The sequence below is a fragment of the Streptomyces sp. NPDC031064 genome (assembly GCF_055570965.1).
In genome coordinates this window covers 208054-230152 of sequence record NZ_JBVIGF010000006.1, presented here as the reverse complement: position 1 = coordinate 230152, position 22099 = coordinate 208054, and the positions used below count along the sequence as shown (strand labels likewise).

General features: G+C 73.5%; 26 protein-coding genes. 15 read left to right on the top strand and 11 right to left on the bottom strand.

The annotated features are described in order from the left end of the window. Positions 1-15: 15 nt before the first annotated feature. The 3 genes from ACZ46W_RS22800 to ACZ46W_RS22790 form a co-directional block, all read right to left on the bottom strand. Complete coding sequence (locus ACZ46W_RS22800) at positions 16-1071, bottom strand: tyrosinase family protein (protein ID WP_468340298.1); 1056 nt, start codon at positions 1069-1071, stop codon at positions 16-18. Continuing rightward, positions 1058-1582 carry a hypothetical protein gene (locus ACZ46W_RS22795; RefSeq protein ID WP_468340294.1) on the bottom strand — a complete coding sequence of 175 codons (525 nt, stop codon included), beginning with the start codon at positions 1580-1582 and terminating at the stop codon, positions 1058-1060. Before ACZ46W_RS22795 ends, ACZ46W_RS22800 begins: the two co-directional genes overlap by 14 nt. A 145-nt stretch (positions 1583-1727) precedes the next feature. Continuing rightward, positions 1728-2546, bottom strand: a complete 819-nt coding sequence (locus ACZ46W_RS22790; RefSeq protein ID WP_468340291.1) for an N-formylglutamate amidohydrolase — start codon at positions 2544-2546, stop codon at positions 1728-1730. Between the two features lie 54 nt (positions 2547-2600). Between ACZ46W_RS22790 and ACZ46W_RS22785 the strand changes: the two genes are divergently transcribed. The 8 genes from ACZ46W_RS22785 to ACZ46W_RS22750 all read left to right on the top strand — a co-directional run bounded on the left by ACZ46W_RS22785 (position 2601) and on the right by ACZ46W_RS22750 (position 10517). Beyond that, positions 2601-3488 carry a DUF72 domain-containing protein gene (locus ACZ46W_RS22785; RefSeq protein WP_468340288.1) on the top strand — a complete coding sequence of 296 codons (888 nt, stop codon included), beginning with the start codon at positions 2601-2603 and terminating at the stop codon, positions 3486-3488. A 48-nt stretch (positions 3489-3536) separates the two neighbouring features. Beyond that, the gene (locus ACZ46W_RS22780) at positions 3537-3683 is read left to right on the top strand and encodes a hypothetical protein (RefSeq protein WP_468340285.1); all 147 of its coding nucleotides are present in this window, start codon (positions 3537-3539) and stop codon (positions 3681-3683) included. 28 nt (positions 3684-3711) lie between these two features. Continuing rightward, positions 3712-4113 carry a DUF3662 domain-containing protein gene (locus ACZ46W_RS22775; RefSeq protein ID WP_468341143.1) on the top strand — a complete coding sequence of 134 codons (402 nt, stop codon included), beginning with the start codon at positions 3712-3714 and terminating at the stop codon, positions 4111-4113. Positions 4114-4216: 103 nt separating this feature from the next. Beyond that, positions 4217-6685, top strand: coding sequence for a SpoIIE family protein phosphatase (locus ACZ46W_RS22770; RefSeq protein WP_468340282.1), 2469 nt, complete (start codon positions 4217-4219; stop codon positions 6683-6685). Continuing rightward, positions 6682-7800 (top strand): substrate-binding domain-containing protein, encoded by a 1119-nt coding sequence (locus tag ACZ46W_RS22765; protein ID WP_468340279.1) that lies wholly within the window; start codon positions 6682-6684, stop codon positions 7798-7800. The genes ACZ46W_RS22770 and ACZ46W_RS22765 overlap by 4 nt, the downstream gene beginning before the upstream one ends. 9 nt (positions 7801-7809) lie before the next feature. Next, positions 7810-8586, top strand: coding sequence for an ATP-binding cassette domain-containing protein (locus ACZ46W_RS22760; RefSeq protein ID WP_468340275.1), 777 nt, complete (start codon positions 7810-7812; stop codon positions 8584-8586). Further along, the gene (locus tag ACZ46W_RS22755; RefSeq protein ID WP_468340272.1) at positions 8586-9842 is read left to right on the top strand and encodes a sugar ABC transporter permease; all 1257 of its coding nucleotides are present in this window, start codon (positions 8586-8588) and stop codon (positions 9840-9842) included. The genes ACZ46W_RS22760 and ACZ46W_RS22755 overlap by 1 nt, the downstream gene beginning before the upstream one ends. Positions 9843-9929: 87 nt before the next feature. Beyond that, positions 9930-10517 (top strand): hemerythrin domain-containing protein, encoded by a 588-nt coding sequence (locus ACZ46W_RS22750; RefSeq protein ID WP_468340269.1) that lies wholly within the window; start codon positions 9930-9932, stop codon positions 10515-10517. Between the two features lie 69 nt (positions 10518-10586). Here the strand turns inward: ACZ46W_RS22750 and ACZ46W_RS22745 are convergent, their stop codons facing one another. After that, positions 10587-11039, bottom strand: coding sequence for a DUF4383 domain-containing protein (locus ACZ46W_RS22745; RefSeq protein ID WP_468340266.1), 453 nt, complete (start codon positions 11037-11039; stop codon positions 10587-10589). A gap of 159 nt (positions 11040-11198) precedes the next feature. Here ACZ46W_RS22745 and ACZ46W_RS22740 point away from each other — a divergent pair, with 159 nt between their 5' ends. Continuing rightward, positions 11199-11702 (top strand): DUF1360 domain-containing protein, encoded by a 504-nt coding sequence (locus ACZ46W_RS22740; protein ID WP_468340263.1) that lies wholly within the window; start codon positions 11199-11201, stop codon positions 11700-11702. Here the strand turns inward: ACZ46W_RS22740 and ACZ46W_RS22735 are convergent. After that, positions 11689-12429 (bottom strand): TetR/AcrR family transcriptional regulator, encoded by a 741-nt coding sequence (locus ACZ46W_RS22735; protein WP_468340260.1) that lies wholly within the window; start codon positions 12427-12429, stop codon positions 11689-11691. The genes ACZ46W_RS22740 and ACZ46W_RS22735 overlap by 14 nt on opposite strands. A 99-nt stretch (positions 12430-12528) precedes the next feature. On the opposite strand from ACZ46W_RS22735, the gene ACZ46W_RS22730 reads away from it, so the two are divergent. Beyond that, a complete protein-coding gene (locus ACZ46W_RS22730; protein ID WP_468340257.1) occupies positions 12529-14184 on the top strand; it encodes an amidohydrolase in 1656 nt (551 codons plus the stop codon). Between the two features lie 10 nt (positions 14185-14194). Here ACZ46W_RS22730 and ACZ46W_RS22725 read toward each other — a convergent pair whose 3' ends face one another. Together ACZ46W_RS22725 and ACZ46W_RS22720 are read right to left on the bottom strand one after the other, a co-directional pair. Continuing rightward, positions 14195-14890, bottom strand: coding sequence for a type 1 glutamine amidotransferase domain-containing protein (locus tag ACZ46W_RS22725; RefSeq protein WP_468340254.1), 696 nt, complete (start codon positions 14888-14890; stop codon positions 14195-14197). A 128-nt stretch (positions 14891-15018) separates the two neighbouring features. Further along, positions 15019-15375 (bottom strand): hypothetical protein, encoded by a 357-nt coding sequence (locus tag ACZ46W_RS22720; RefSeq protein ID WP_468340251.1) that lies wholly within the window; start codon positions 15373-15375, stop codon positions 15019-15021. A gap of 161 nt (positions 15376-15536) precedes the next feature. Between ACZ46W_RS22720 and ACZ46W_RS22715 the strand changes: the two genes are divergently transcribed. After that, complete coding sequence (locus ACZ46W_RS22715; RefSeq protein ID WP_468340248.1) at positions 15537-15812, top strand: DUF1876 domain-containing protein; 276 nt, start codon at positions 15537-15539, stop codon at positions 15810-15812. A 224-nt stretch (positions 15813-16036) separates the two neighbouring features. Here the strand turns inward: ACZ46W_RS22715 and ACZ46W_RS22710 are convergent, their stop codons facing one another. Further along, entirely contained in the window at positions 16037-16441 is a 405-nt protein-coding gene (locus tag ACZ46W_RS22710; RefSeq protein WP_468340246.1) for a ChaB family protein, read from the bottom strand. Positions 16442-16757: 316 nt separating this feature from the next. On the opposite strand from ACZ46W_RS22710, the gene ACZ46W_RS22705 reads away from it, so the two are divergent. Both ACZ46W_RS22705 and ACZ46W_RS22700 read left to right on the top strand, forming a co-directional pair. Further along, positions 16758-17156, top strand: a complete 399-nt coding sequence (locus tag ACZ46W_RS22705; RefSeq protein ID WP_468340243.1) for a DUF6153 family protein — start codon at positions 16758-16760, stop codon at positions 17154-17156. A gap of 100 nt (positions 17157-17256) precedes the next feature. Next, positions 17257-17904, top strand: a complete 648-nt coding sequence (locus ACZ46W_RS22700; RefSeq protein WP_468340241.1) for a DUF305 domain-containing protein — start codon at positions 17257-17259, stop codon at positions 17902-17904. Between the two features lie 12 nt (positions 17905-17916). On the opposite strand, the gene ACZ46W_RS22695 is transcribed toward ACZ46W_RS22700, so the two are convergent. Continuing rightward, positions 17917-18804, bottom strand: a complete 888-nt coding sequence (locus ACZ46W_RS22695) for a hypothetical protein (protein WP_468340238.1) — start codon at positions 18802-18804, stop codon at positions 17917-17919. A gap of 51 nt (positions 18805-18855) precedes the next feature. Next, the gene (locus ACZ46W_RS22690) at positions 18856-19944 is read right to left on the bottom strand and encodes an ABC transporter permease (RefSeq protein ID WP_468340235.1); all 1089 of its coding nucleotides are present in this window, start codon (positions 19942-19944) and stop codon (positions 18856-18858) included. A 139-nt stretch (positions 19945-20083) separates the two neighbouring features. Here ACZ46W_RS22690 and ACZ46W_RS22685 point away from each other — a divergent pair, with 139 nt between their 5' ends. Both ACZ46W_RS22685 and ACZ46W_RS22680 read left to right on the top strand, forming a co-directional pair. Then, complete coding sequence (locus tag ACZ46W_RS22685; RefSeq protein WP_468340232.1) at positions 20084-20437, top strand: STAS domain-containing protein; 354 nt, start codon at positions 20084-20086, stop codon at positions 20435-20437. Next, entirely contained in the window at positions 20434-21372 is a 939-nt protein-coding gene (locus tag ACZ46W_RS22680) for an anti-sigma factor RsbA family regulatory protein (RefSeq protein WP_468340229.1), read from the top strand. Before ACZ46W_RS22685 ends, ACZ46W_RS22680 begins: the two co-directional genes overlap by 4 nt. A 33-nt stretch (positions 21373-21405) precedes the next feature. Here ACZ46W_RS22680 and ACZ46W_RS22675 read toward each other — a convergent pair whose 3' ends face one another. Continuing rightward, positions 21406-22050, bottom strand: a complete 645-nt coding sequence (locus ACZ46W_RS22675; protein WP_468340227.1) for a DoxX family protein — start codon at positions 22048-22050, stop codon at positions 21406-21408. Positions 22051-22099 lie beyond the last annotated feature (49 nt).

Below are 22099 nucleotides of genomic sequence, written 5' to 3'. Positions count from 1 at the left end.
TCACGGCGGCGGTGGTCATGGGCTCCCGGGGGCGGCGTAGCGGTACCCCGGGGTGTCGAGCGTCTCGGTGTCCAGGACGTCCTTCACGGTCGTGGCCGGGGCGTCGGAGAAGTCCGGCAGGAACGGCTTCACCGCGGGGGTGAAGTCGACGTCGTAGCCCGGAGCGGTCCCCACCCACGGCCACATCAGGTCGTCCGGCCGGTGGCCCGGGGGCGCCGGGTGGCCGGTGAAGGGCGACAGAGCGCCGTTCGGCGGGTAGTGGTCCTCGGGCTTGGAGCCCGGGACGTCGTCGAGGCGCCGGTTCTGCCAGTTGGCCCACAGCCGGTCCACGTTGGCGTGGTGGAGCCAGAAGGCGGGGTCGTTGGGGGAGTAGTCCGGCCGGGACATGTGGCCGCCGACGAAGTTGTGCCCGGCGTTGTGGGTGGGTGTGTTGCGAGCACCCTCCTCCACGACGGTCCAGAAGGCCCAGTACGGGTGGTCGTTGGGGAGTTCGTCGACGATGAGCTGTTCGAGCTGCGCGATGCCCTCCGCGGTCGGAGGCCAGGTGCGCCCGGTGCTTCCCCGCACCAGGGTGGTGCCGAAGCCGGAGGCGAGCAGCGGGTGGATGGGGAAGCCCTCGGCTCCGGCCGGCCACCAGGCCGGCCGGTCCGCCGGGGGCACGACCTTGCGCAGCACGCTGTCGGTGACGGCGCGCGGTGCGTCCGAACGCAGCGAGCCGAGGAAATCGGGGGTGAAGAGGCCGGCGAGCGCACCGGTGTGGTCGGTCCAGTCCCAGTACGGGAGGGTGACACCGGGCACCTCCGCCTGGAGCGCCTTCTCGAACTCCCTGAGGCACTTGCGGTGCCATGGGCAGAACCCGGCGTCCCAGTGGCCGTAGTTGGTGGTCACGCCCGGCACACTGCCCGGGGTGATGACGGCCATGGCCGCTCCGTGCAGGGCCACGAACTGGTCGTAGACGCTGACCCCGGCGGGTCCGCCGGGGGCCGGCCGGTGCTTGAGCCGGATCAGCGCCTCCAGGAACCGGTCCCGCTCCTCGGTGGTGAGGTCGACGGCGCTCTTACGGATGTCCATGGTGGCCTCCTCCGTGATGACCGCCCTGGTCGCCTCCGTGCCCTGACCCGTGGGCCGTCCCGTGGTGCCGTTCCAGGTGCCCGGTGGCGGGGACGGGGTGCAGGCCCGCGAAGAACGGGCGGCCGGGACCGGCGGTGAGCAGCCGCTGGAGCAGCGCGCGGAACGTCTCGCCGGTCGTGGTCCGCAGCACCAGCTCGCTCTGGTACATGTTCGGGGGGCCGAGGGCGATCCGGAGCACACCCCCGGTCCGGTGCGTCACGACCTCGACGGGCACCGGCTCGGTGCCCACTAGGCCGCAGTGGACCGTCGCCTCGATGCTCTCGGCGAGGTCCCGGAGGTCCTGGACGGTGCAGCCCTCGAACGGGGACAGGGTGGTCAGCAGGTCGAGACGCTGGAACAGCATGCCCGGACCGGTGACGCTGATCCACAGCTCCGGGACGTCGACGAGCAGATCGATCAGGCTCGGTCCGCCTTTGTACAGCACCACCGTGCTCGGTGCTTGCGTGGTCATGGTTTCCTTCCCGTCGCCGGGGTCTTCCGGCCACCTCCCCAGCGTCACGGCGGCGGGAGAGCCGTGCGACTTCGCCGGTCCGGGCGGGTGGCGGCGCCGGCCCAGCGGTACGGCGCGCGCGTGAGGAACCGTCGATGACGGGCGCTCAGCCGGAGATCTCCGCCACCAGACCGGCCAGCGCGGCCGACAGCGCCTCCACGCCCCGGCCGAGGGCCGCTCCCCGCTCGTCGAGGTACAGGTCGCGCCGGATCTCGACCATCAGCGCGCCGACCCTGGGGTCCTTCCCGTAGTACCGCAGCGGCACGTACGTTCCCGCGAACGGGCTGTCCAGCCCAATCCCGCCGAACCCCGCGAACGCCCGCCGCGCCGCGTCCAGCAGCGGGGCCGGCGTGTGGAAGGAGTCGGTGCCCAGGCAGACCGGCGGACGCGGCCCGTCGCCGTGCAGCTCGTACGGGAGTGCCTTCGCCGGATACGAGTGGACGTCGACGATCACGGCGCGCCCGACCGTATCGAGCCGGTCGGCCACCGCGCTCGTCATCGCCTCCGCGTACGGGCGGAAGTAGCGTTCGATCAGCGGCTGTACGTCGGTGCCGGCGGGACGCAGCTCCTCGCGGTGCGTGGTCCGCGTGTAGACCGCGCCCATGCCGACCGCCAGCATCTCCTCGCGCTCGTCCGGGAACCGCTCCGGGTCGACCACCAGGCGGGAGAGCCGATTGACGAACCGCCAGGGCGCAAGGCGCGCGCCCCGGGCCGCCGCCGCGGCGATCTCCGCCGTGTACGCGTCGGTGATGTGGTCCAGCTCCACCTCCAGCGCACGGTCGTCCAGCACGATGCCGGCCCGGACGTCCGCCGGTATGGCGCGCGCGGAGTGCGGGACGTGGAGGATCACGGGGGAGCCGGGCGCGCCCGGGTGGAGGGTGAAGGAAGGCGTGGCGGGGGCGGCGGGGGCCGGGGTGTCGGTCATCTGGTTCCTCGCTGTGCGTCGTGACCGCCGTCCGCGCCGGGGTAGGCGGGCGGCATGGGTGAGATCCTGATCGGTACATGTTCCTGGACGGACAAGGCACTTGTGGCGAGCGGGTGGTATCCGCCGGGGCGGCGGGACCCGGAGGGACGGCTGCGGCACTACGCCGAACACTTCTCCGTGGTGGAGGTCGACGCCACGTACTACGCGCTGCCCAGCGCCCGCAACAGCCTCCTGTGGGCCGAACGCACCCCGCCGGGCTTCCGCTTCGACGTCAAGGCGTTCTCCCTCCTCACCGGCCACCCCACCCGTGACGCCGCCCTGCCCGCCGACCTGCGCGGCCGGGGCCGGGCCCACGCCGCCGGCGATCCCGGGCTCCTGGACGAGGTCTGGCGGCGTTTCAGCGAAGCCCTGCGCCCGCTGCGGGACGCCGGGCGCCTCGGCACCCTGCTGTTCCAGTTCCCGCCCTGGTTCGCCCCCGGCGCGCGGTCCGAGACCGCCCTCCGGCACACCCGGCGACGCACCGCCGACTGGCCCGTCGCCGTGGAGTTCCGCCACCCCGGCTGGTGGCGGGACGACCACCGGGACCGCACCGGCGCCCTGCTGAGGGAGCTGGACACCGCCGCCGTGGCCGTGGACACGCCACAGGGACTGCCCGCCTCGATACCTCCGGTCACCCCGGTCGCCTCCCCCCGTCTCGGGGTCGTCCGCTTCCACGGGCGCAGCCCCGAGTGGGGCACGGGCACCAAGGAGGACCGCTTCCGCCACACCTACGCCGAGGACGAGCTGCGGGAGTGGCGGCCCCGGCTGCGCGCCCTGGCCGGCCGCGTCGCACACCTGCACGTGCTGTTCAACAACTGCTGCGCCGACGCCGCCGTACGCGCCGCCGCGTCCATGCAGCGCCTGCTGTCCCCGGCGACACATCCACCGGACATCACCGGGTAGAAGGGCCGTATCGCAAGGACGGTACACAACGGACTCACGGAGGGTGCCATGTCCGGACTGATGACACGCATCAAGCGGTTCACCCGCAGCCCGCAGGGACAGCGGACCATCGCCTCGGCCCGCCGCGCCGCCGCCGACCCGCGCAACCGCGCCCGGGCCCGCGGGCTGCTCGCCCGGCTGCGCGGGCGGCGGTGACGGGAGAAGGGAGCACCGGCGGATGGCGATGGGAACCCTGACACGGTGGGAACGAGCCCTGGAGCGCTGGCAGAGCGCCCTCGTCTCCAAGGCCCTCCACCACGAACCGGTCGAGCTGCTCGACGCGCTGCGCCGCGAGTGCGACGACCACGCCGTGGTCTGCAGCGAGAGCAGAGTGGTCGTCCCCAACGCGTACGAGGTGGAACTGGACACCCGCGTGCACCAGGAACTGCTGCGCCACGGCGGCGGTGACGTGGGCCAGGCGCTGACGGACGTCCTCGCCCGGCACGGCGAGGAGAAGGGGTACGAGTGGGCGGGCCCGCTGACCGTACGCATCACCCCGGCGCCCCGCCCGCCCGACGACCCCTACCGGGTCGGCAGCAGCCCCATGCCGCACGTCCGTGCCGACGCCTTCCCGGCGGCGGACTGAAGCCCTGAGTGGCTCCGCGAGCCCGGGAAGGAGCAGCATGGGGTAAGAGCGATGGACAGCGGCGCACGCGGGTGGTCACCCGCGTACGGAGGCGGTGCACGCGTTGACCGGGCAGATCTTCGCTACCTTCGGGGCGGAGCTGGCCGCTGTCTACGTACCGGCCGAGGGCGGTGCCGAACTGCGGCTGGCCGAGGTGGTCGGTGACTCCCACGGCCCCTACGAGATGCCCCCCGCGTACGCCCTGTCCGGCTCCTCGGCCGTGGCCGACGCCTGCCGCGCCGGACGCCCCCGGTGGGTGACGTCTGGGGAGCTCGGTCCGTCCGGGGCGGGCGGCCGGGTGTCGCTGGGCGCGCTGCCGCTCGGAGCGGTCCCGCAACTGCTGGGGTGCCTCGTCGTCGTACGCAAGGACGGCGACGGCTTCGACGCCGACCAGCGCGCCTTCCTGGAGCTCTACGCCGACCAGACGGCGGCCGGACTGGAGGCGGCCGCGGCCCGCGTCACCGCGCCCGTCGACGTGGGCGCGTCCACGGGCCCCACGCTGCTGCCGCTGCGCGGCGGCACCTTCGTCCTGACGCTGCGCACCGGGCACATGGACGTGGACGCGCAGGTGCTGCACCTGCTGGGTGTGCCGCCCGACGGGTTCGACGGGCACGTGTCCACCCTGCTGGAGTGCGCCGTCCCGGACGACGTCCCGGCACTGATGTCGGTCGTCGAGCCGGACCGGTCGGACACCCACCGGCAACTGGCGTTCCGGATCCGCCGGCCGGGCGGCGAACTGCGCTGGCTGGGCCTGCGCTGCCGCGTCCTGGCCGCCGACGACGGCCGGCCCGAGCGGGTCCTCGGCGTGGTGGGCGACGCCTCCTACCTCCGCCCCACCCCCGACGAGGTGTCCCTGGTGCAGCGGCTGTCCGCCGCGCTGGCCGGCGCCACGACGATCCGGGACGTCAGCAGGGTGGTCGTGGAGTCCCTGCGCGCCCCGCTGAACGCCACCCGCGTCGCGGTCGCCGAGCTGGAGGGCGACCGGCTCGTCGTCACCCTCCTGGACCCGCCGCAGCCCGACGCATGGCCCGGCGTGTGGCGCTCGGAGTGGCGCTCGGAGTGGCCGGACGCGTCCTGCCACAGCCTGCCCACCCTGGAGAGCGCGCTGCGGGAGGGCCATGTGGCCCTGTGGCCCCCGGGCACCCCGCTCGAAGCAGGCCTCGCCGGCATCGGCCCGGGCGGCCTCGCCATCCTCCCGCTCCCGGCGGAGGGCCGGATGGTCGGCGTCTGCCTCGTCGGATGGGACGGCGAACACCGCTTCGGCCCCGAGGAGCGCTCCCTGCTGACGGCGACCGCCGGCCTGGTCGGCCAGGCCCTGACGCGCGCCCACGCCCTGAACGCCGGGCACGAGCTCGCCACGATGCTCCAGCGCAGTCTGCTGCCCCGCAAGCTCCCGGCCCTGCCGGGCGGGGTGGCCGTCGCCCGGTACCTGCCCGCCACGGTCGGCCTGGAGGTGGGCGGCGACTGGTACGACGTCATCCCTCTTTCCGACGGCCACGTGGCTCTGGTCATCGGCGACGTACAGGGCCACAGCGCCGGAGCCGCCACGATCATGGGGCAGATGCGCACGGCGATCCGGGCGTACGCGGTGGAGGGCCACCCGCCCGACGTCGTCGTGGCGCACGCCAACCGGCTGCTCGTCGGCATGGAGACCGACCTCTTCGCCACCTGCTGCTACGTCGACCTCGACATGGAGGAGGGCCTCGCCTGGATCGTCCGGGCCGGGCACCTGCCACCCCTGCTGCGGCTGCCCGACGGCACCACCGAGGCGACGCAGATCGAGGGCGGCCCCCCGCTGGGCGTCCTGGCCGACGCCGAGTTCCCGCTGACCGAGATCGGCCTCACGCCCGGAACCCTCATCGCCCTGCTCACGGACGGCCTGGTGGAATCGGCGAGCCTGCCCCTGGAGGACGGGATGCGCGCCGTGTGCGAGACGCTCGGCGGCGCCGACCCGGCCGACCCGGGGCGGGTCGCCGACGAACTCGTCGCGGGCACCCGCCGGCGCGACGACGACGTGGCGGTGCTCCTGATGCGCTACGACGGGATGCGGGTCCGCCCCATCCGCGCCCGGTGGACGGTGTGGCGGTTGCCCGACGCCGTCATGCACGCCCGTCGCTTCACCGCGCGCACGCTGCGCGGCTGGGGCGTGGCGGAGGAGGTCGACATGGCCCTGCTGGCGGTGTCCGAGCTGGTCACGAACGCCATCGCGCACACCCAGGGGGAGGTGCGGCTCGATCTGACCCTGGCGGCCGACCGGCTGCGCATCGCCGTGAACGACGCCTCGCCCCGCGCCCCCGTCAAGGCCGCCAGCGTGGACTGGGAGGCGACCGGTGGCCGGGGGCTCCTGCTGGTCGAGGCGGTGTCCACGTCGTGGGGGTCCGTGCCGCTCAGCGGCGGCAAGCAGGTGTGGTGCGAGGTCGCCCTCTCGCCGCGTGAAGGGAACGGCGGCCGCTCGGGAGACGGGAACGGCGGCGGTGCCGGCCCCGGGCATCCGGCTCCGCGCCGCGCCCGCGAAGGGAGGCGGTCGAGGTGACCCGGACGCCCACACGCCGCCGCCGGGCCGGGCCCGCCGTCCTGGTGGCGGCCGCGCTGGCCCTCACCTCCGGCCTCGCGGCCTGCGGCAAGGCCGCCGAGGTGCGCGAGCCCGGCACCCAGGTCGGGCGCGACGGCCGGGGGATCGGCCTGCTGCTGCCGGACAACACCAATCGCTTCGACGCGTTCGACCGGCCGCTGATCGAGAAGCGGATCGCCGAGCTGTGCCCCGAGTGCGACGTGGAGTTCGCCAGTGCGCAGCACGATGTGGCGACCCAGCAGCAGCAGGTCGACGCGATGATCACCAAGGGCGTCCGGGCGATGATCCTGGACGCCGTCGACTCCAGGTCGCTGCGCTCCTCGGTCGAGCGGGCCCGGGAGGCGGGCATCGAGGTCGTCGCCTACGACCGGCTCGTGGAGGGCCCGATCTCCGCGTACGTCTCCTTCGACGGCGAACGGGTGGGCCGCCTCCAGGGCGAGGCGCTGCTCCGGGCCCTCGGCGACGAGGCGCGCGGCGGCCAGATCGTGATGATGAACGGCGCCGCCACGGACCCCAATTCGGCCTGGTTCAAGAAGGGCGCGCTGTCCGCCCTCGAAGGCAAGGTCAGGATCGGGAAGGCGTACGACACCGCCGAGTGGCGGCCGGTGAACGCCCACATCAACATGTCCGGGGCGATCGCCGCCCTCGGCGCCGACAGCATCGACGGCGTGTACTCCGCCAACGACGGCCTCGCCGCCGGCATCATCTCCGCGCTGAAGTCCGCCAAGATCCGGCCGCTGCCCCCGGTGACCGGGCAGGACGCGGAGCTCGCCGGCATCCAGCGGATCGTCGCGGGGGAGCAGTACATGAGCGTCTACAAGCCGTTCAAGCTGGAGGCGTACGCCGCCGCGGAGATGGCCGTCGCGCTGGTACGGGGACAGCGGCCGGACGGCATCGCGACGGGCACGGTGGACAGCCCCACCACCCGGGACATCCCCTCCGTACTGCTCACACCCATCTCCGTGACCGTCGGCAACATCAAGGAGACCGTGGTCAAAGACGGTATGTACACAATTGACCAGATCTGCACCCCGAAGTTCGCGGCCGACTGCCGGCGGGCGGGACTGACTCCGTAGGAGGCTCGCATGTCCGCACCACCCCTGCTGGCGCTGAAGGGAATCTCCAAACGGTTCGGCGCGGTGCAGGCGCTCGCGGACATCGACCTGGAGATCCGCGCCGGCGAGGTCGTCGCCCTGGTGGGGGACAACGGCGCCGGCAAATCCACCCTCGTCAAGATCATCGCGGGGGTGGACCCCGCCGACCACGGAGCGATCGAGTGGCGCGGCCGGCCCGTCCACATCGCCCGGCCGCACGACGCCCAGGCCCTGGGCATCGCGACCGTGTACCAGGACCTGGCCCTGTGCGACAACCTCGATGTCGTCGGCAACCTCTTCCTCGGCCGGGAGATCCACCGGGTCGGCGTACTGGACGAGGTGGAGATGGAGCGGCGCACCCTCGGCCTGCTCGACACCTTCTCCATCCGGATGCCCAGCGTGCGCGTCCCGGTCGCCTCCCTGTCCGGCGGGCAGCGGCAGACCGTCGCCATCTCCCGTTCGCTGCTGGGCGAGCCACGGCTCGTCCTGCTCGACGAGCCCACCGCCGCGCTGGGCATCGAACAGACCGCCCAGGTACTCGACCTCGTCGACCGGCTTCGCGAACGAGGGCTCGGCGTCCTGCTCATCAGCCACAACATGGGGGACGTCAAGGCCGTGGCGGACTGGATCGCCGTCCTCCGCCTCGGCCGGAACAACGGCTTCTTCGACGTGACGACGACCTCCCACGAGCAGATCATCTCCTCCATCACCGGGGCCACGGACAACGCCGTCACCCGGCGGGCGTCCCGTGAGTGGGAGGCGGACTGATGAGCGGCCCCAAAGGCAGGACCGGCAAGAGCGCCGCCGCCGGCAAAACCACCGGCGGGAGCGGCAGCGCCGGCCCGAAGGCGCGCCGGGCCCAGGCCTTCAAGGACAGCCTCCGCAGCGGCGAACTCGGCACCCTGCCCGTCCTGCTCAGCCTGGCGTCGATCTGGCTCATCTTCGTGATCCTCGACGAGAAGTTCCTCTCGCCGCGCAACCTGTCCAACCTGAGCGTGGACATCGTCGGCACCGGGCTGATCGCCGTCGGTGTCGTCTTCGTGCTGCTCGTGGGCGAGATCGACCTGTCGGTCGGGTCCGTGAGTGGCCTCGCGGCGGCCGCCTTCGCCGTCCTGAACGTCCATCACGGCATGGCGGAGGGCCCCGCCGTGCTGATCGCCGTGCTCATGGGCGCCGCGGTCGGAGCCGTCCACGGATTCTTCTTCGCCAAGGCCGGGGTGCCCGCGTTCGTGGTGACCCTGGCCGGGCTGCTGGGCTGGAACGGCCTGATGCTGTACATCCTCGGGTCGAGCGGCACCATCAACCTCGACGACGAGGGCCTGGTCGCCATGCTCACCGGCTTCTACTTCCATGACGTGGCCGTCGCCTACGGCGTGGCGGCGCTCGGTACCGCCGGCTACTTCCTCGTCTCCTTCCGGGACGCCCGGCGGCGCGTCGCCGCCGGAGTGCCGTCCCGGCCCCTGAGCGAGATCGCCGTACGCACCGGAGCCCTGGCCGTGGTCGTCTTCGCGGCCGCGTTCGTGCTCAACCGGTTCCAGGGGCTGCCGCTCGCCCTGCTGATCTTCATCGTCGTCCTCGTCGGCCTGGACCACGTCCTGCGCCGCACCACCTACGGGCGCATGATCTTCGCGATCGGCGGCGGCGTGGAGGCCGCCCGGCGCGCCGGGCTCGCGGTGCCCTGGGTTCGGATCTCGGTGTTCATGGTCTCCGGCACGATGGCCGCGGCCGGCGGCCTGTTCCTGGCCTCCCGGGTCACCTCGGCCAGCCAGGCCTCGGGCGGCGGCAACCTGCTGATGAACGCCATCGCCGCGGCGGTCATCGGCGGGACCAGCCTGTTCGGCGGACGCGGCAGTGTCTGGTCCGCGCTGCTCGGCGTCCTGGTCATCCAGTCGATCGCCTCGGGCGTCGCCCTGCTGGGCATCCAGGCGGCCGTCCAGTTCATGATCACGGGTGGGGTGCTGCTCGTCGCCGTGGTCATCGACTCCCTGTCGCGGCGCGCCCAGAAGGCCCACGGCCGGATCTGAGACGCCGACAGGAGCCCGGGCATACCCGGTCGCCTTCGTGGGACTCGTAGCGTCTCGTCGTTCCGGAACCAGACGGAGGGAAAAGCCGTGAGCAGCGCCAAGCAAGAACGAGCGGAAGCCGCGAAGCTCCCCGACGACGACGTCATCGGAGTCCTGCTCCGCCAGCACGCGCTCATCCGGGACCTCTTCTCGGAGGTGAAGAGCGCCGAGGGCGGCCGGCCCAGGCAGGAGGCCTTCGACGCGCTGAGGGCACTGCTGGCGGTGCACGAGACCGCGGAGGAGATGATCCTGCGTCCCGTCGCCACCGGCACCGCCGGCGAGGCGGAGGCCAACGCCCGCAACCGGGAGGAGAAGGCGGCGAACCAGGTCCTCGCCGAACTGGAGCGGATGGACGTCTCCAGTCCGGAGTTCGACGAGCTCCTCGGCCGGTTCGAGAAGGACGTGATCGAGCACGCGGAACACGAGGAGAAGGAGGAGTTCCCCTCCGTGCTCCGGGAGTGCCCCGAGGCGCAGCGCAAGCGGCTGGGCGGTCAGCTCCAGCTCGTCGAGAAGCTCGCCCCCACGCACCCCCACCCGCGCACGGCGGGCTCCCCCACCGCCCAGTGGGTGGTCGGGCCGTTCGCGTCCATGCTCGACCGCACCAGGGACGCGCTCAAGCACGTCACCAACCGCTGAACAGTGTCGCCGACGGCGTGAAGCGGTCCGCTTCACGCCGTCGGCGACGGCGACGGAGCGGGCAGGGCATCACGGGGCCGGGCGCCGGGCGCGGCCGCCGAGCAGCAGTCCCAGGGCGACCATGCCGGCGCCCAGGGCGAAGTGCAGCCAGTTGTCGGCCGTGTTGACCGGTACGAAGTTGGCGGCGCTGTCGTGGTCGATGAACAGCCCGTACAGCCACAGCGCCAGATAGATCAGGCCACCGAAGAGCAGGAAGGACCGGGCGGTGGACGCGGCGCGCGCCATCGACAGGCCGACGAGGCCGAACAGCAGGTGCACGAGGTTGTGCAGGATGGACACCTGGAACACGCCGAACAGTTTCGCCTCGGAGTCGTGCTCGGCGAACTCCATCGCGCCGTAGTCGGTGGTGATGCCGGGGATGAACCCCAGGACGCCCACCAGCAGGAAGACGGCGCCCACGAGCAGCGCCGCCTGCTGAACGGGGGTCCGGGGGGCCACAGGCGTACTACGCAGTCCGTTCATGATCGGGCTTCCTTCGCATCGGGACGGCCTTACGGGTCGCCCGGATCTGCACCTGAGTCGCGATTACCCCTGTTGATGGTGTTTATCCCATTTTTACGTCCGGTGGCCGGGAAGCACCGGCCCCCGTTTGCCCGCGCCGCCGGAGGGCAGTCGGCACCCATGACGGACCTGTTGGGACGCACCCGCCGCGCCTACGCCGGAGCCCGCGGCCGCCCCCTGGGCGGATACCTCGCGGTCATGGCCGGCTACGGCGCCTATGTGTCGGCGTGGGCGGCAGCCGTCCGGCGCAGCGGAGCCGCACTGCCGGACCGGGCGGAACCGTGGGACGTGGCGCTCACGGCCGTCGCGACGTTCCGCCTGAGCCGACTGCTCACCAAGAGCACGGTCACCAGCCCGCTGCGGGCGCCGTTCACCACCTACGACGGTCACCAGGGGCCCGCCGAACTGAGCGAGAGGCCCAGGGGCGGGGACCGGAAGACGGTCGGAGAGCTCGTGACCTGCCCCTTCTGCATGAGCGTCTGGGTGGGCACGACGCTCACCGCGAGCCGGGTGCTGTGGCCGCGCGCGACCCGGGTGGCGGTGGCCGGCATGGCGACGGTGGCCGGGGCGGACGCGCTGCAACTCGCGTACACGCTCCTGACGGACAAGGTCACGAAGGACTGACCGGCCGGGCGGGCGACGTTCCCGCCCCCTGGTGCGCGAGCCGGCCGGCGGCGGCCGACAGCAGCAGGTCCAGTGCCATGGGGTACGCGCTGCGCGACATCCGGGCCACCAGGTGGCGGGCCGTGGCGGCGATGTGCGGGTGGGACGCGGCGGGCAGGCCCGCGTACGTGGTCCGCCACACCTCGGCCTCCGCCTCCCGCGCCGCCCGGGGGAGCGCCGCGTTCGCCGCGTCCAGGGCGGCGAAGGCCAGGGTCTGGTCGACGAACGCGTGGTAGAGCGGCACCGCCTCCCGGTCGGGGAACCCCGCCCCCCGCAGGATGCCGAGGATCGTCTCCACCGCCCGGATCTCGTGGACCCGGCCCGTCACCCGGCACGCGGCCAGCACCGCCGCCTGTGGATGGGCGAGGGCCCCGGCGTGCATGCGCAGCCCCAGGCTCCGGAGGTCCTCGCGCCAGTCGCCGGTGGGGTGCCAGGCGGTCAGCGCCCGCCCGATGAGCTCGTCGGCGACGGCGAGCAGCAGGTCGTCGGTGCCGCGGAAGTAGCGGTACAGGGCGCTGGGGTCGGCGCCCAGCGCCAGACCGAGACGGCGCACGGTGAGCGCGTCCGCGCCGTGCTCGCCGATGAGGCGCAGGGCGGTCTCCACGATCAGCCCCTCGGACAGGACGACGCCCTGCTTGGTCGGGCGGCGCCGCCGCCGGGCCGGTCCCGGTACGACACGGTCGGTCATCGGCGTCCTCCCTCGCTCGTCGGTCGAGGGTCGCCGTACCCCGGCGCTTATGTCAACGCCATTGACCTGTGTGCCGCGGCCCCGGTTCGATGGGCGCCCATGCGCACTCATCGCCACGCCGACCTGGTGTTCACCGGCGGCCCCGTCCTCACGCCCGCCGGCGACCGTCCCGCGACCGGCCTGGCCGTCGCGGTCACCGGCGCGCGGATCAGCGCCGTCGGCGCCGCCCACGACGTGCACGGCCTCATCGGCCCCCGCACCGAGGTCGTCGACCTGGCCGGCCGCCTGCTGCTGCCCGGGTTCCAGGACGCGCACGTCCACCCCGTCCCCGCCGGACTGGAGGCCGCCCGGTGCGACCTCACCGGCGCGACGACGGCCGACGACACCCTCGCGGCGGTGGCCGCCTACGCGGCCGCCCACCCCGACCGGGAGTGGATCACCGGCGGCGGCTGGTCCATGGAGGCCTTCGACGGCGGTACGCCCACCAAGGACCTGCTCGACGCGATCGTCCCCGACCGCCCGGTCCACCTGCCCAACCGGGACCACCACGGCGCCTGGGTCAACAGCCGCGCCCTGGCCCTCGCCGGCGTCACCCGCGACACCCCCGACCCCGCCGACGGCCGGATCGAGCGCGACGCGACCGGTGAACCCACCGGCATGCTCCAGGAAGGCGCCATGCGGCTCGTCGGGCGCCTCGCCCCGCCGTCGACCCACGCCGACCGGCTGGCCGCCCTGCTGCACGCCCAGCGCACCCTGCACGCGCTGGGCGTCACCGCCTGGCAGGACGCCCTCGTCGGCACGTTCCTCGGCATGGACGACCCCTCCGGCGCCTACCTGGCCGCCGCCCGCGACGGCTCCCTCACCGCCCGCGTCTCCGGCGCCCTGTGGTGGGACCGCGAACGCGGCGCCGAGCAGATCCCCGGCCTCGTCGAACGGCGCGACGCCCGCGGCCACGGCCGGTTCCGCGCCGGAACCGTCAAGATCATGCTGGACGGCGTCGCCGAGAACGGGACCGCCGCCCTGCTCGACCCCTACCTGGACCGCTGCGGCTGCGCCACCGCCAACCGGGGCACCAGCTTCGTCGACCGGGACCTACTGCCCGACTACGTCACCGAGTTGGACGCCCTCGGGTTCCAGGTCCACTTCCACGCGCTCGGCGACCGCGCCGTACGCGACGCCCTGGACGCCGTCGAGGCCGCCCGCACCGCCAACGGCCCCAGCGACACCCGGCCGCACCTCGCCCACCTCCAGGTCGTCCACCCCGACGACGTCCCCCGGTTCGCGCGGCTCGGCGCCACCGCCACGATCCAGCCGCTGTGGGCCGCGCACGAACCGCAGATGGACGACCTCACCATCCCGTTCCTCGGGCCCGAACGGGCCGCCCGCCAGTACCCGTTCGGCGGCCTGCTGCGCGCCGGGGCGAGGCTCGCGGCGGGCAGCGACTGGCCGGTGAGCAGCCCCGACCCCCTCGAAGGCGTCCACGTCGCCGTCAACCGCGTCCTGCCCGGCGCGGCCGGACCCGTCTTCCTGCCGGAGCAGCGCATCGGCCTGACCGCCGCGCTCACCGCGTACACCGCCGGCTCGGCCCACGTGAACCACCTCGACGACACCGGCAGCGTACGGGCCGGGGCCCTGGCCGACCTGGTCGTCCTGGACAGCGACCCGTACGCCGGACCGCCGGAGGCCATCGCCGCCACCCGGGTCGCGCTCACGTACGTCGGCGGCGAGCGCGTCCACGCCGCCGCCGACGCCTGAGGAACGCGGATCAGCCCAGGCGCTTCAGCAGCTCGGCCGCGAGCGGGGCGGAGGAGGCCGGGTTCTGACCGGTGACCAGATTGCGGTCGACGACCACGTGCGGCGCCCACGGCTCGCCCTCCTGGAAATCGGCGCCGATCTCCACCAGGCGGTCCTGGAGCAGCCACGTGGCCTTGCCGGCGAGCCCGGCCTGGGTCTCCTCCGCGTTGGTGAAGCCGGTCAGCCGGTAGCCCGCGAAGGCGTTGGTGCCGTCCTCCCGGCGGGCGGCGAGCAGCGCGGCCGGGCCGTGGCAGACCACGCCGAGCGGCAGGCCCGCCTCCAGCGCGCGGGTCAGCAGGCGGCCCGAGGCGGCGTCGACCGCCAGGTCCTCCATCGGTCCGTGCCCGCCGGGGTAGAACACCGCGGCGTACTCGCCCGGGTCCACGTCCGCCAGGGCCACCGGGCGCTGGAGCGCGGTGAGGGACGCGAGTGCGCCCGCGACCCGGTCGGCGCCGTCCTGGCCGCCGTTGACCTCGGGGGCGAGGCTCGCCCGGTCGACGGTCGGCACGACGCCGCCCGGGGTGGCCACCACGACCTCGTGGCCGGCCGCCGTGAACGCCTCGTACGGGGCGACGACCTCCTCGGCCCAGAAGCCGCTCGGGTGCTTGGTGCCGTCCGCCAGCGTCCAGTGGTCGGCGCCGGTCAGCACGAAAAGGATCTTCGACATGTGTGTCTCCTCTGCTGGGTGCGGTCGATGTCCCGACCGTAGGCCCGGACACCCATAGGGAGCCAATGGGGAATCCGATCCCGGACATCGGAATCCCTATGCCAGGAGTGCCCTGGTCGTCCGCTTCCCTATGCCTGCCTCGCCGGGTGCGCCGCGATCGACGCGACCGGCGCCGTGTCGCTCAGGTGCCCCACCTGGTGGCGGGCCCGGTCCGCCGCGCCCGGGCTGCCGGAGATGGCCGCCGTCGCGGGAGCGGGCGGCGCCGCCTTGCCCCGGTCGTCGGGCGCGTTCGCCACCGACGACCAGGTGCGCAGCCGGTGGCTGACCGCGTCGTCCAGGCTCACCGGAACCCCGCGCTGCTCGGCCAGCCGGCTGGCCTCCCGGCCGAGCGCCGCGATGTCGTCCCAGCGCAGCCGCAGCACCACGGACACCTCCGCACCGCCGTCCGGAAGTCCTCGCATCGCCGGCTCGTCGCGCTCGTTCATCGCCGCTCCTGTCGTTGCCGCAGAGACGTTTCACCGCACTAGTACGGAGCACCCGTGCAGCCCGTTCAGTTCGCGCCTGCGGCGCTCGTCCCCCGAATGGGCGTGCGGCCACGCGCAGGTGCACGCTGGAGGGGTGACGGAGTGACCAGGAGGTGTGTGGGATGAAGACGATCGTCGGATGGCACGTGGACATCGAGTTCACCGAGGACGAGGTCGCGGGCAAGACCCGGGCGGCCTGCATGGTCCGGCTCCCGGACGGCTCCGAGATGCGCGCACATGGCCACGCCAAGCGGCACCCGGACGACATGGAACAGCAGCGCGTCGGCGAGGAGATCGCCGCGGCCCGCTGCCTGAACGAACTCTCCCGAAATCTGATGAAGAAGGCCGGGGGGGAGATCGAGGAGGTGACGCACGTCCCGGCCCACCTGGCCATGTGAGCACGCGCGAGCCGGGTGAACGGACGGTCGCGGCAGGCAGCCCGCCGCGACCGTCCGGCATGTGGCGACCCGTCCGGAAACCCGCACCCGTACCCCGGGCAAACCCGCACCCCCCGTACCCCGGGCACACCCGCACACCCGCGCACCCGCGCCCCGGCACCAACGCCTCGGACCGGACGTGCGGCCGGGACGGCCCGGTGTGCGCGCACCGGCATGGACCGGCGTCAGGACGACCGCGCCTCGCGCGTGCGCGACCGGTTCTCCTTGCGGATGGCCTCCAGGAGTTCCGGCTTCGACATCCGCGACCGGCCGGCGATGTCCAGTTGGCCGGCGAGCTCGTAGAGGTGCTGCTTGGACGCGTTCTCGTCGACGCCCTCACCGCTGCGGCCGCCCTGCTGCCGGGGCCGCGCCGCCAGCGGGTCCGACGGGCCCTTGCGGCCGCCCTCCTTGCGCTCCCAGTGGTCGCCGACCTTCTCGTGCGTGTGCTTCAGGGCGCTGTACGCCACTCGGTGGGCACGCTCGCCCTCGCCGTACTCCTCGACGGCCGAGTCGTGCGCCTTGACCCACGTACGCTGCGCGCTCTTCGGCGAGCGCCGCAGGGTCGACGGCAACTCCTGCTCTCCCGGCACGCTCCTCACCTCCGTACGCTCCACTGCGCTCCACTGCGCTCCACTGCGCTCCACTGTGGGAACGAGTGTCCGCGCCGCGCCGGGGCAAACGGCCGCGACACCCGTCCGGCCGGGTGACAGGGCGCCGGTCCGGACGGGTGACGCGGCGCCGCGTCCGCGCCGCGCCTGCCCGGCCACGGCGTACCCCGCTGGCAGAGTCGGCCCCGTTAACTCCAAGCGCCCCGCCCATGGGGCTGCTGGGCCGGGCCCCCGGACGGGTCGGACATCGTCCGGGGGCCCCGGCTTGCCCGGAAGGTGTGCCTCTACGATGAGAGCCATGAGCCCCGGTCAGCGACGACACCCCGTACGCCCCCCGGCGTACCGCGGGGCGCTGCTGATCCTGGCCGTGCTCGCCGGGGTCCTCGCCATGCACGGGCTCGCCCCCGGCACCGTCACCCCGGTCCCCTCAGCCCATGCCCACGCGCGGTCGGCCGCCCATGTGCCCGGCGACGCCTGCGACCACGTGGACGAGGGGCGCGGCGGGGCGGGCCACGCCGAGCACGCGGACTCCACGTGCGCGGCCGGCGGTGTCCCCACCACGCCGGGCCGGCCGGCCCTGCTCGCCGGTCCCGTCTCCCCGGGCGCCGACGCCGGGCGTCCCACCGCCCCGCACGGGACGAGGGCGAGCGACCGCGCTCCGCCCGACCTGGCCGAGCTGCAACTCCTCCGCATATAGGGACGCCCGCGCGGCGCACCGCCCTCCCGGTCGGACCGTGAGGACCGGCGCCGCGCTCCGAGCCGTTCCCGATACGCACACGCAAGGAGTCGCACCACTCATGACCGCACGACGTCCCTCCACCCGTACCCGCAAGGCCGCCGCCTCGGCCGTCGCGGTCGCCGCCGCGCTCGTCCTCGCCGCCTGCGGCACCGACGGCGGTGACGCCGGCCACAACGGCCACGGCAGCGCGCCCGCCACCTCCCCGGCCGCCTCCGCGCCGGCCGAGCAGGGCGGCCACAACGCCGCCGACGTGGCGTTCGCCCAGGGGATGATCCCGCACCACCGCCAGGCCGTCGACATGGCCGACATGGCGGCGGAACGGGCAGCGTCCAAGGAGGTCAAGGAGCTCGCCGCCGCCATCAAGAAGGCCCAGGACCCCGAGATCCGGACCCTGTCCGGATGGCTCACCTCCTGGGGCGAGCAGGTGCCCGGCGAGGACGCCTCCGCCGACCACTCCGGCCACGGCGACGGCACGGCCGGGATGATGACCGAGCAGGAGATGGACCAGCTCGAGAAGTCCTCCGGCAAGGCCTTCGACACGGCGTTCCTGAAGCTCATGATCAAGCACCACGAGGGTGCCGTCGCCATGGCGAAGACCGAGCAGGCCAAGGGATCCCACGCGCCCGCCAAGAAGATGGCCGGCGACATCATCGCCTCCCAGTCCGCCGAGATCACCCGGATGAGGCAACTGCTCGCCGCCGGCTGACCCCGGCGCCCCCTACCCGAGGCGCTCCAGGACGTCCCGGCAGGCCTCCTGCACGCGTACGTCGCCCAGGTACGCGGCGATGCCGTGATGGTTGGCGCTGTCGTTGGTCACCAGCACGTCCGTGATCCGGTCGACCGGGGCGTACTCGGGGCGCAGGGTGTGGTCCAGGGCCACCAGGTCCCTCGGGTCCGAGGCGTTGAGCCAGGCGTGAACGCCCGGCGGCACCGCGGGCCGTGCGGACAGGTGGCCCTGGATCTCCGCGACGGCCAGCGGGGAGCCGAGGGTCACCAGGAGCTCGGTCTCCCGCCCGGATGCGGCGAGCACCTCGTACGCGACCACGGAGCCGAGGCCGTGGCCGACGACGACCACGGGGGCGTCGCCGGCCTTCCCCAGCTCCGTGGTGAGGGCGTCGCGGAGGGCGTCCCCGGCCCCGCCGAAGAAGTACGCGTGGGTGTCCTTGAAGGTGTGCTTGACCAGGGTCCGGAGGAGGGCCCTGCGGGCCGCCACCGACTCGGCCATCGTGTCCGCCAGGTACGTCATGTCGCGCAGCCAGCCGCCGAGCGGGTCGCCCGGCTCCCCGGTCCACGGCCCCTCCGGCGCGGGGGAGGCCGACTCGAACCAGGCCTCGCCCAGGGTGCGCGCGACGAACTCCTCGGGCGGCTCGTCCCGTACCTGCGCCGGCATCTCGTCCTCGGCGCCCTCGACGCTCTCGGGTCCGCCGTCGAGGGTGTCGGGCCCCGCGTCGGGCAGCGGGGTCCCGTGCCGCACGGACGCCCAGTACGCCATCAGGGAGTCGTCGCCCAGGTCCCGGCCGAACAGCGCCTCGTCCCACCGCGACTTCAGCAGCTCCGCACGGACCTTGTTGCCACTGCCGTGGACGTAGATCATCCTGGCGCCCATGGTTCCTCCCGCCCCCCATGAAGAAGCATGAAGAAGACGGTCACTGTCAGTTTATGCCGCCGCGTGTGCCGGGGCCCGGTCGCGGCCGCCCGGGTGGCGGTGGCGCCAGAACCAGAAGACGCCGCAGGACACCAGCGCCCACGCGCCCAGCACCGCGAACGGGAACACGTGCTGGTGGCCGCCGAAGTAGACGGCCGTGTGCTGGGCGTTCACCGAGGCCCCCGGCGGCAGCCAGCGCCCGATGTGGCCGAGCGCGGACGGCAGCAGCGGCCAGGAGACGGCACCGCCCGACGACGGGTTGCCCAGCAGCACCATCAGGCCCCAGGTGGGCAGCATGGCCCACCGCCCCATCAGGGTGTTGAACATGGTGAAGACCATGCCGGACGCGAACATCGTCAGGGCCAGGATCAGCCAGGACTCCACGAACGGCAGATCGACGGCGCCCAGCAGCCAGTCGACGGTCGCGGCGACGGCGAAGCCGCCGAGCAGCGCGTACGCCAGCGTGAAGGCGATCCGCTCGGCCGGGTTCAGCGCACGGGCGTGCACGCTGAGCTGGATCGCCCCGACGAAGCCGATGATCACGGCGGCGAGCGAGATGTAGAACAGCGCCAGTCCCCGGGGATCGCCCTTCTGCAACGGTTCGACGTCCCGCACCTCGACCCGTACGCCCGTCGCCCGGCCCACGGCCGCCCCCGCCTCGGCCAGCACCTGCGCCACGGAGGCACCCGAGGCCCCGACCACGGCCAGCAGGACACCGGCGCTCCCGGGCCGGACGGTGAGGACCGCGAAGACCTCCTGCTCCTCCACCGCGCGGCGCGCCTCGCCCCCGGTGCCGTACCGGCGCAGCTCCAGTGAGGCGTGGAGCGCCCGCTCCATGCCCTCGACGAACCGCCGGCCCTCCGCCGTGTCCGTGGCGCCGACCACCGCCGTCGGGATGTGACGCGGCGTCGGATTGGCCATGGTGTACGTGTACGAACCGGCGAACAGCGCGGCCGCCACGGCCAGGATCAGCACCAGCACGGTGGCCGGCAGGAAGGGCGACCGTCTGAACGCCGCCCAGGTGTCGGCCCGTGTCGGCGGGCGGCCGTGGGAGCCACGGGTGCCCCGGTCGTCGCCGGCGTCGTCATGCGTATCGGACATGCCGTCAGGCTAAGGCGAACATATCGGGCAAAAAGCCCGGAACGCGCGCGTGGCTCGTCTTCCAGGCCGGAACCGGCTTCGTCCGGGGCGGCAGTGGAGGTACCGTCGGGGTGGGCCGGACGGAGATCGCGGAGGGACCATGGCGGTGCTGCACACCGAGGACGCGTCCGGGCCGGGGCGGCCCGCGCGCCGCTCCCTGGTGTCCGACGAGTCCCGGCGAGATGGCGTCGTCCGCGTGTCGGGACAGATCTACCTGGACACGCTCACAGAGTGGGAGCGGATCCTGGCCGGTCTGTTCCAGCGCGAGGGGGACGTGCACATGGACCTGTCGGAGGTCACCTTCGTCGACGTCCGGGGTGCGACGTCGCTCGCCGGCACGGCGCAGCGGCTGCCCCTCGGCCGGCGGATCGTGATCCACCACCCGCCTGCCTCGCTGAGCCGAGTGCTGGAGCTGTTCTGGCCGGACCTGGTGGCGATCGAGGTGGTGAAGTGAACGACCTGGGGCCGACGGCCGATCCGTTCACGCATCCAGCCCTGTTCTACGCGGACGAGGCCGGGTACCTGGCGGGAACCGTACCGTTCGTCGAAGCGGGCCTCGCCGCCGGTGAGCCGGTCGCGGTGGCCGTCCCCGGTGAGAACCTCGCCCTGCTGCGCAAGGCGCTGGGCGAGGACGCCCGCCGCGTCCGGCTGCTGGACATGACCGAGGCGGGGCGCAACCCGGGGCGGATCATCCCGCGCGTGCTGCGCGGATTCGCCGACGCCCACCCGGGCCGCCGGGTACGGATCATCGGCGAACCGATCTGGCGGGGTCGCACGGTCGACGAGTACCCCGCCTGCGCACAGCACGAGGCGCTGATCAACCACGCGTTCACCGGCCGCGCGGCCACCATCCTGTGCCCGTACGACACCTCCGGCCTCGACGCGGTGGCGCTGGCCGACGCCCGCGTCACCCACCCGGTGCTCATCCAGGACGGTGTCGAGCGGGCCAGCGACGCGTACGCACCCGACCGCGTCGTGGCCGGCTACAACCTGCCGCTGTCCGCCCCGCCCAACGCACGTGCCCTGCCCTACGACGCCGACCTGCTGCCTGACGCGCGTAGCTTCGCCCTGCGCCACGCGGACGCGCTCGGCCTGCCCCCGGACCGCCGCGACGACGTGGCCCTGGCCATCTCGGAGCTGACCACCAACAGCGTCATCCACGGCGGCGGCACGGGCACGTTGCGGGTGTGGGCCCAGGCCGGCCACGTGGTGTGCGAGGTGCGCGACCGCGGCAGGCTGACCGACCCCCTCGTCGGCCGCCGCCCGGCCGCGCCCGGCCAACTCGGCGGCCGCGGCCTGCTGTTGGTCAACTACCTCGCCGATCTCGTACGCGTCCACACCACGGACGACGGCACCACCATCCAGTGCCACTTCCGGCTGCACGCCTGAGACGGCCTCGCCCGGTGAGGCGGCGTGAGACGATCACGGCCGCTGTTCGTCGACCCAGCCGCGCTCGACCGCCCACCCGCCCGTGATGTCCTCCGCGGCGGGCAGCGTGAGGAGCGAGACGGCGGACACGACGACGAGGAGCCCGATCGAAACGGCCCACGCGCGAGGACGGGCCTCCGGCCGGCCCGTCCTGCCCTGGCCGGCGTCGGCAGCGGCGTCCCGGCGGAGCGGTATCCCCCGGAGCCGGCGGTCGGCCGGCCTCAGGGCCCACGACCCGACGGCGAACGCCAGGAACATCAGCGGCGGCCCCCACGACACAGGACCGTCGCCCAGTGCCAGATGCGACACCACGGCACCCGACCACATGAAGAAGACACCCGCGTATGCCCACTCCTTGATCAGATGGAACCCGGGCACGACGATCACCACGGCCGCGGCGAATTGACACACGCCCAGGACGTGGGCGAAGTAGTCCGGATACCCGAGGTGATCCAACTGGGCGTCGACCCAGTCGATCGTCAGAAGGTTCCACGCCGATCCGGCGATCAACTCGAAGACGATGACGGTGGTGGCGAACCAGAAGGCCATGGGGCGGAGCCGGTTCCCCCCGGTTCGCGCGGCGGTGGCCGCCCCCCGGCCGGTCGCGTGCTGTCGGCTGTCGGTCGTGCTGGTCTGCATCTCGGTTCCCTTTCGGATGGATCGCTGGTCTGCTCCTACGCATCGGCCA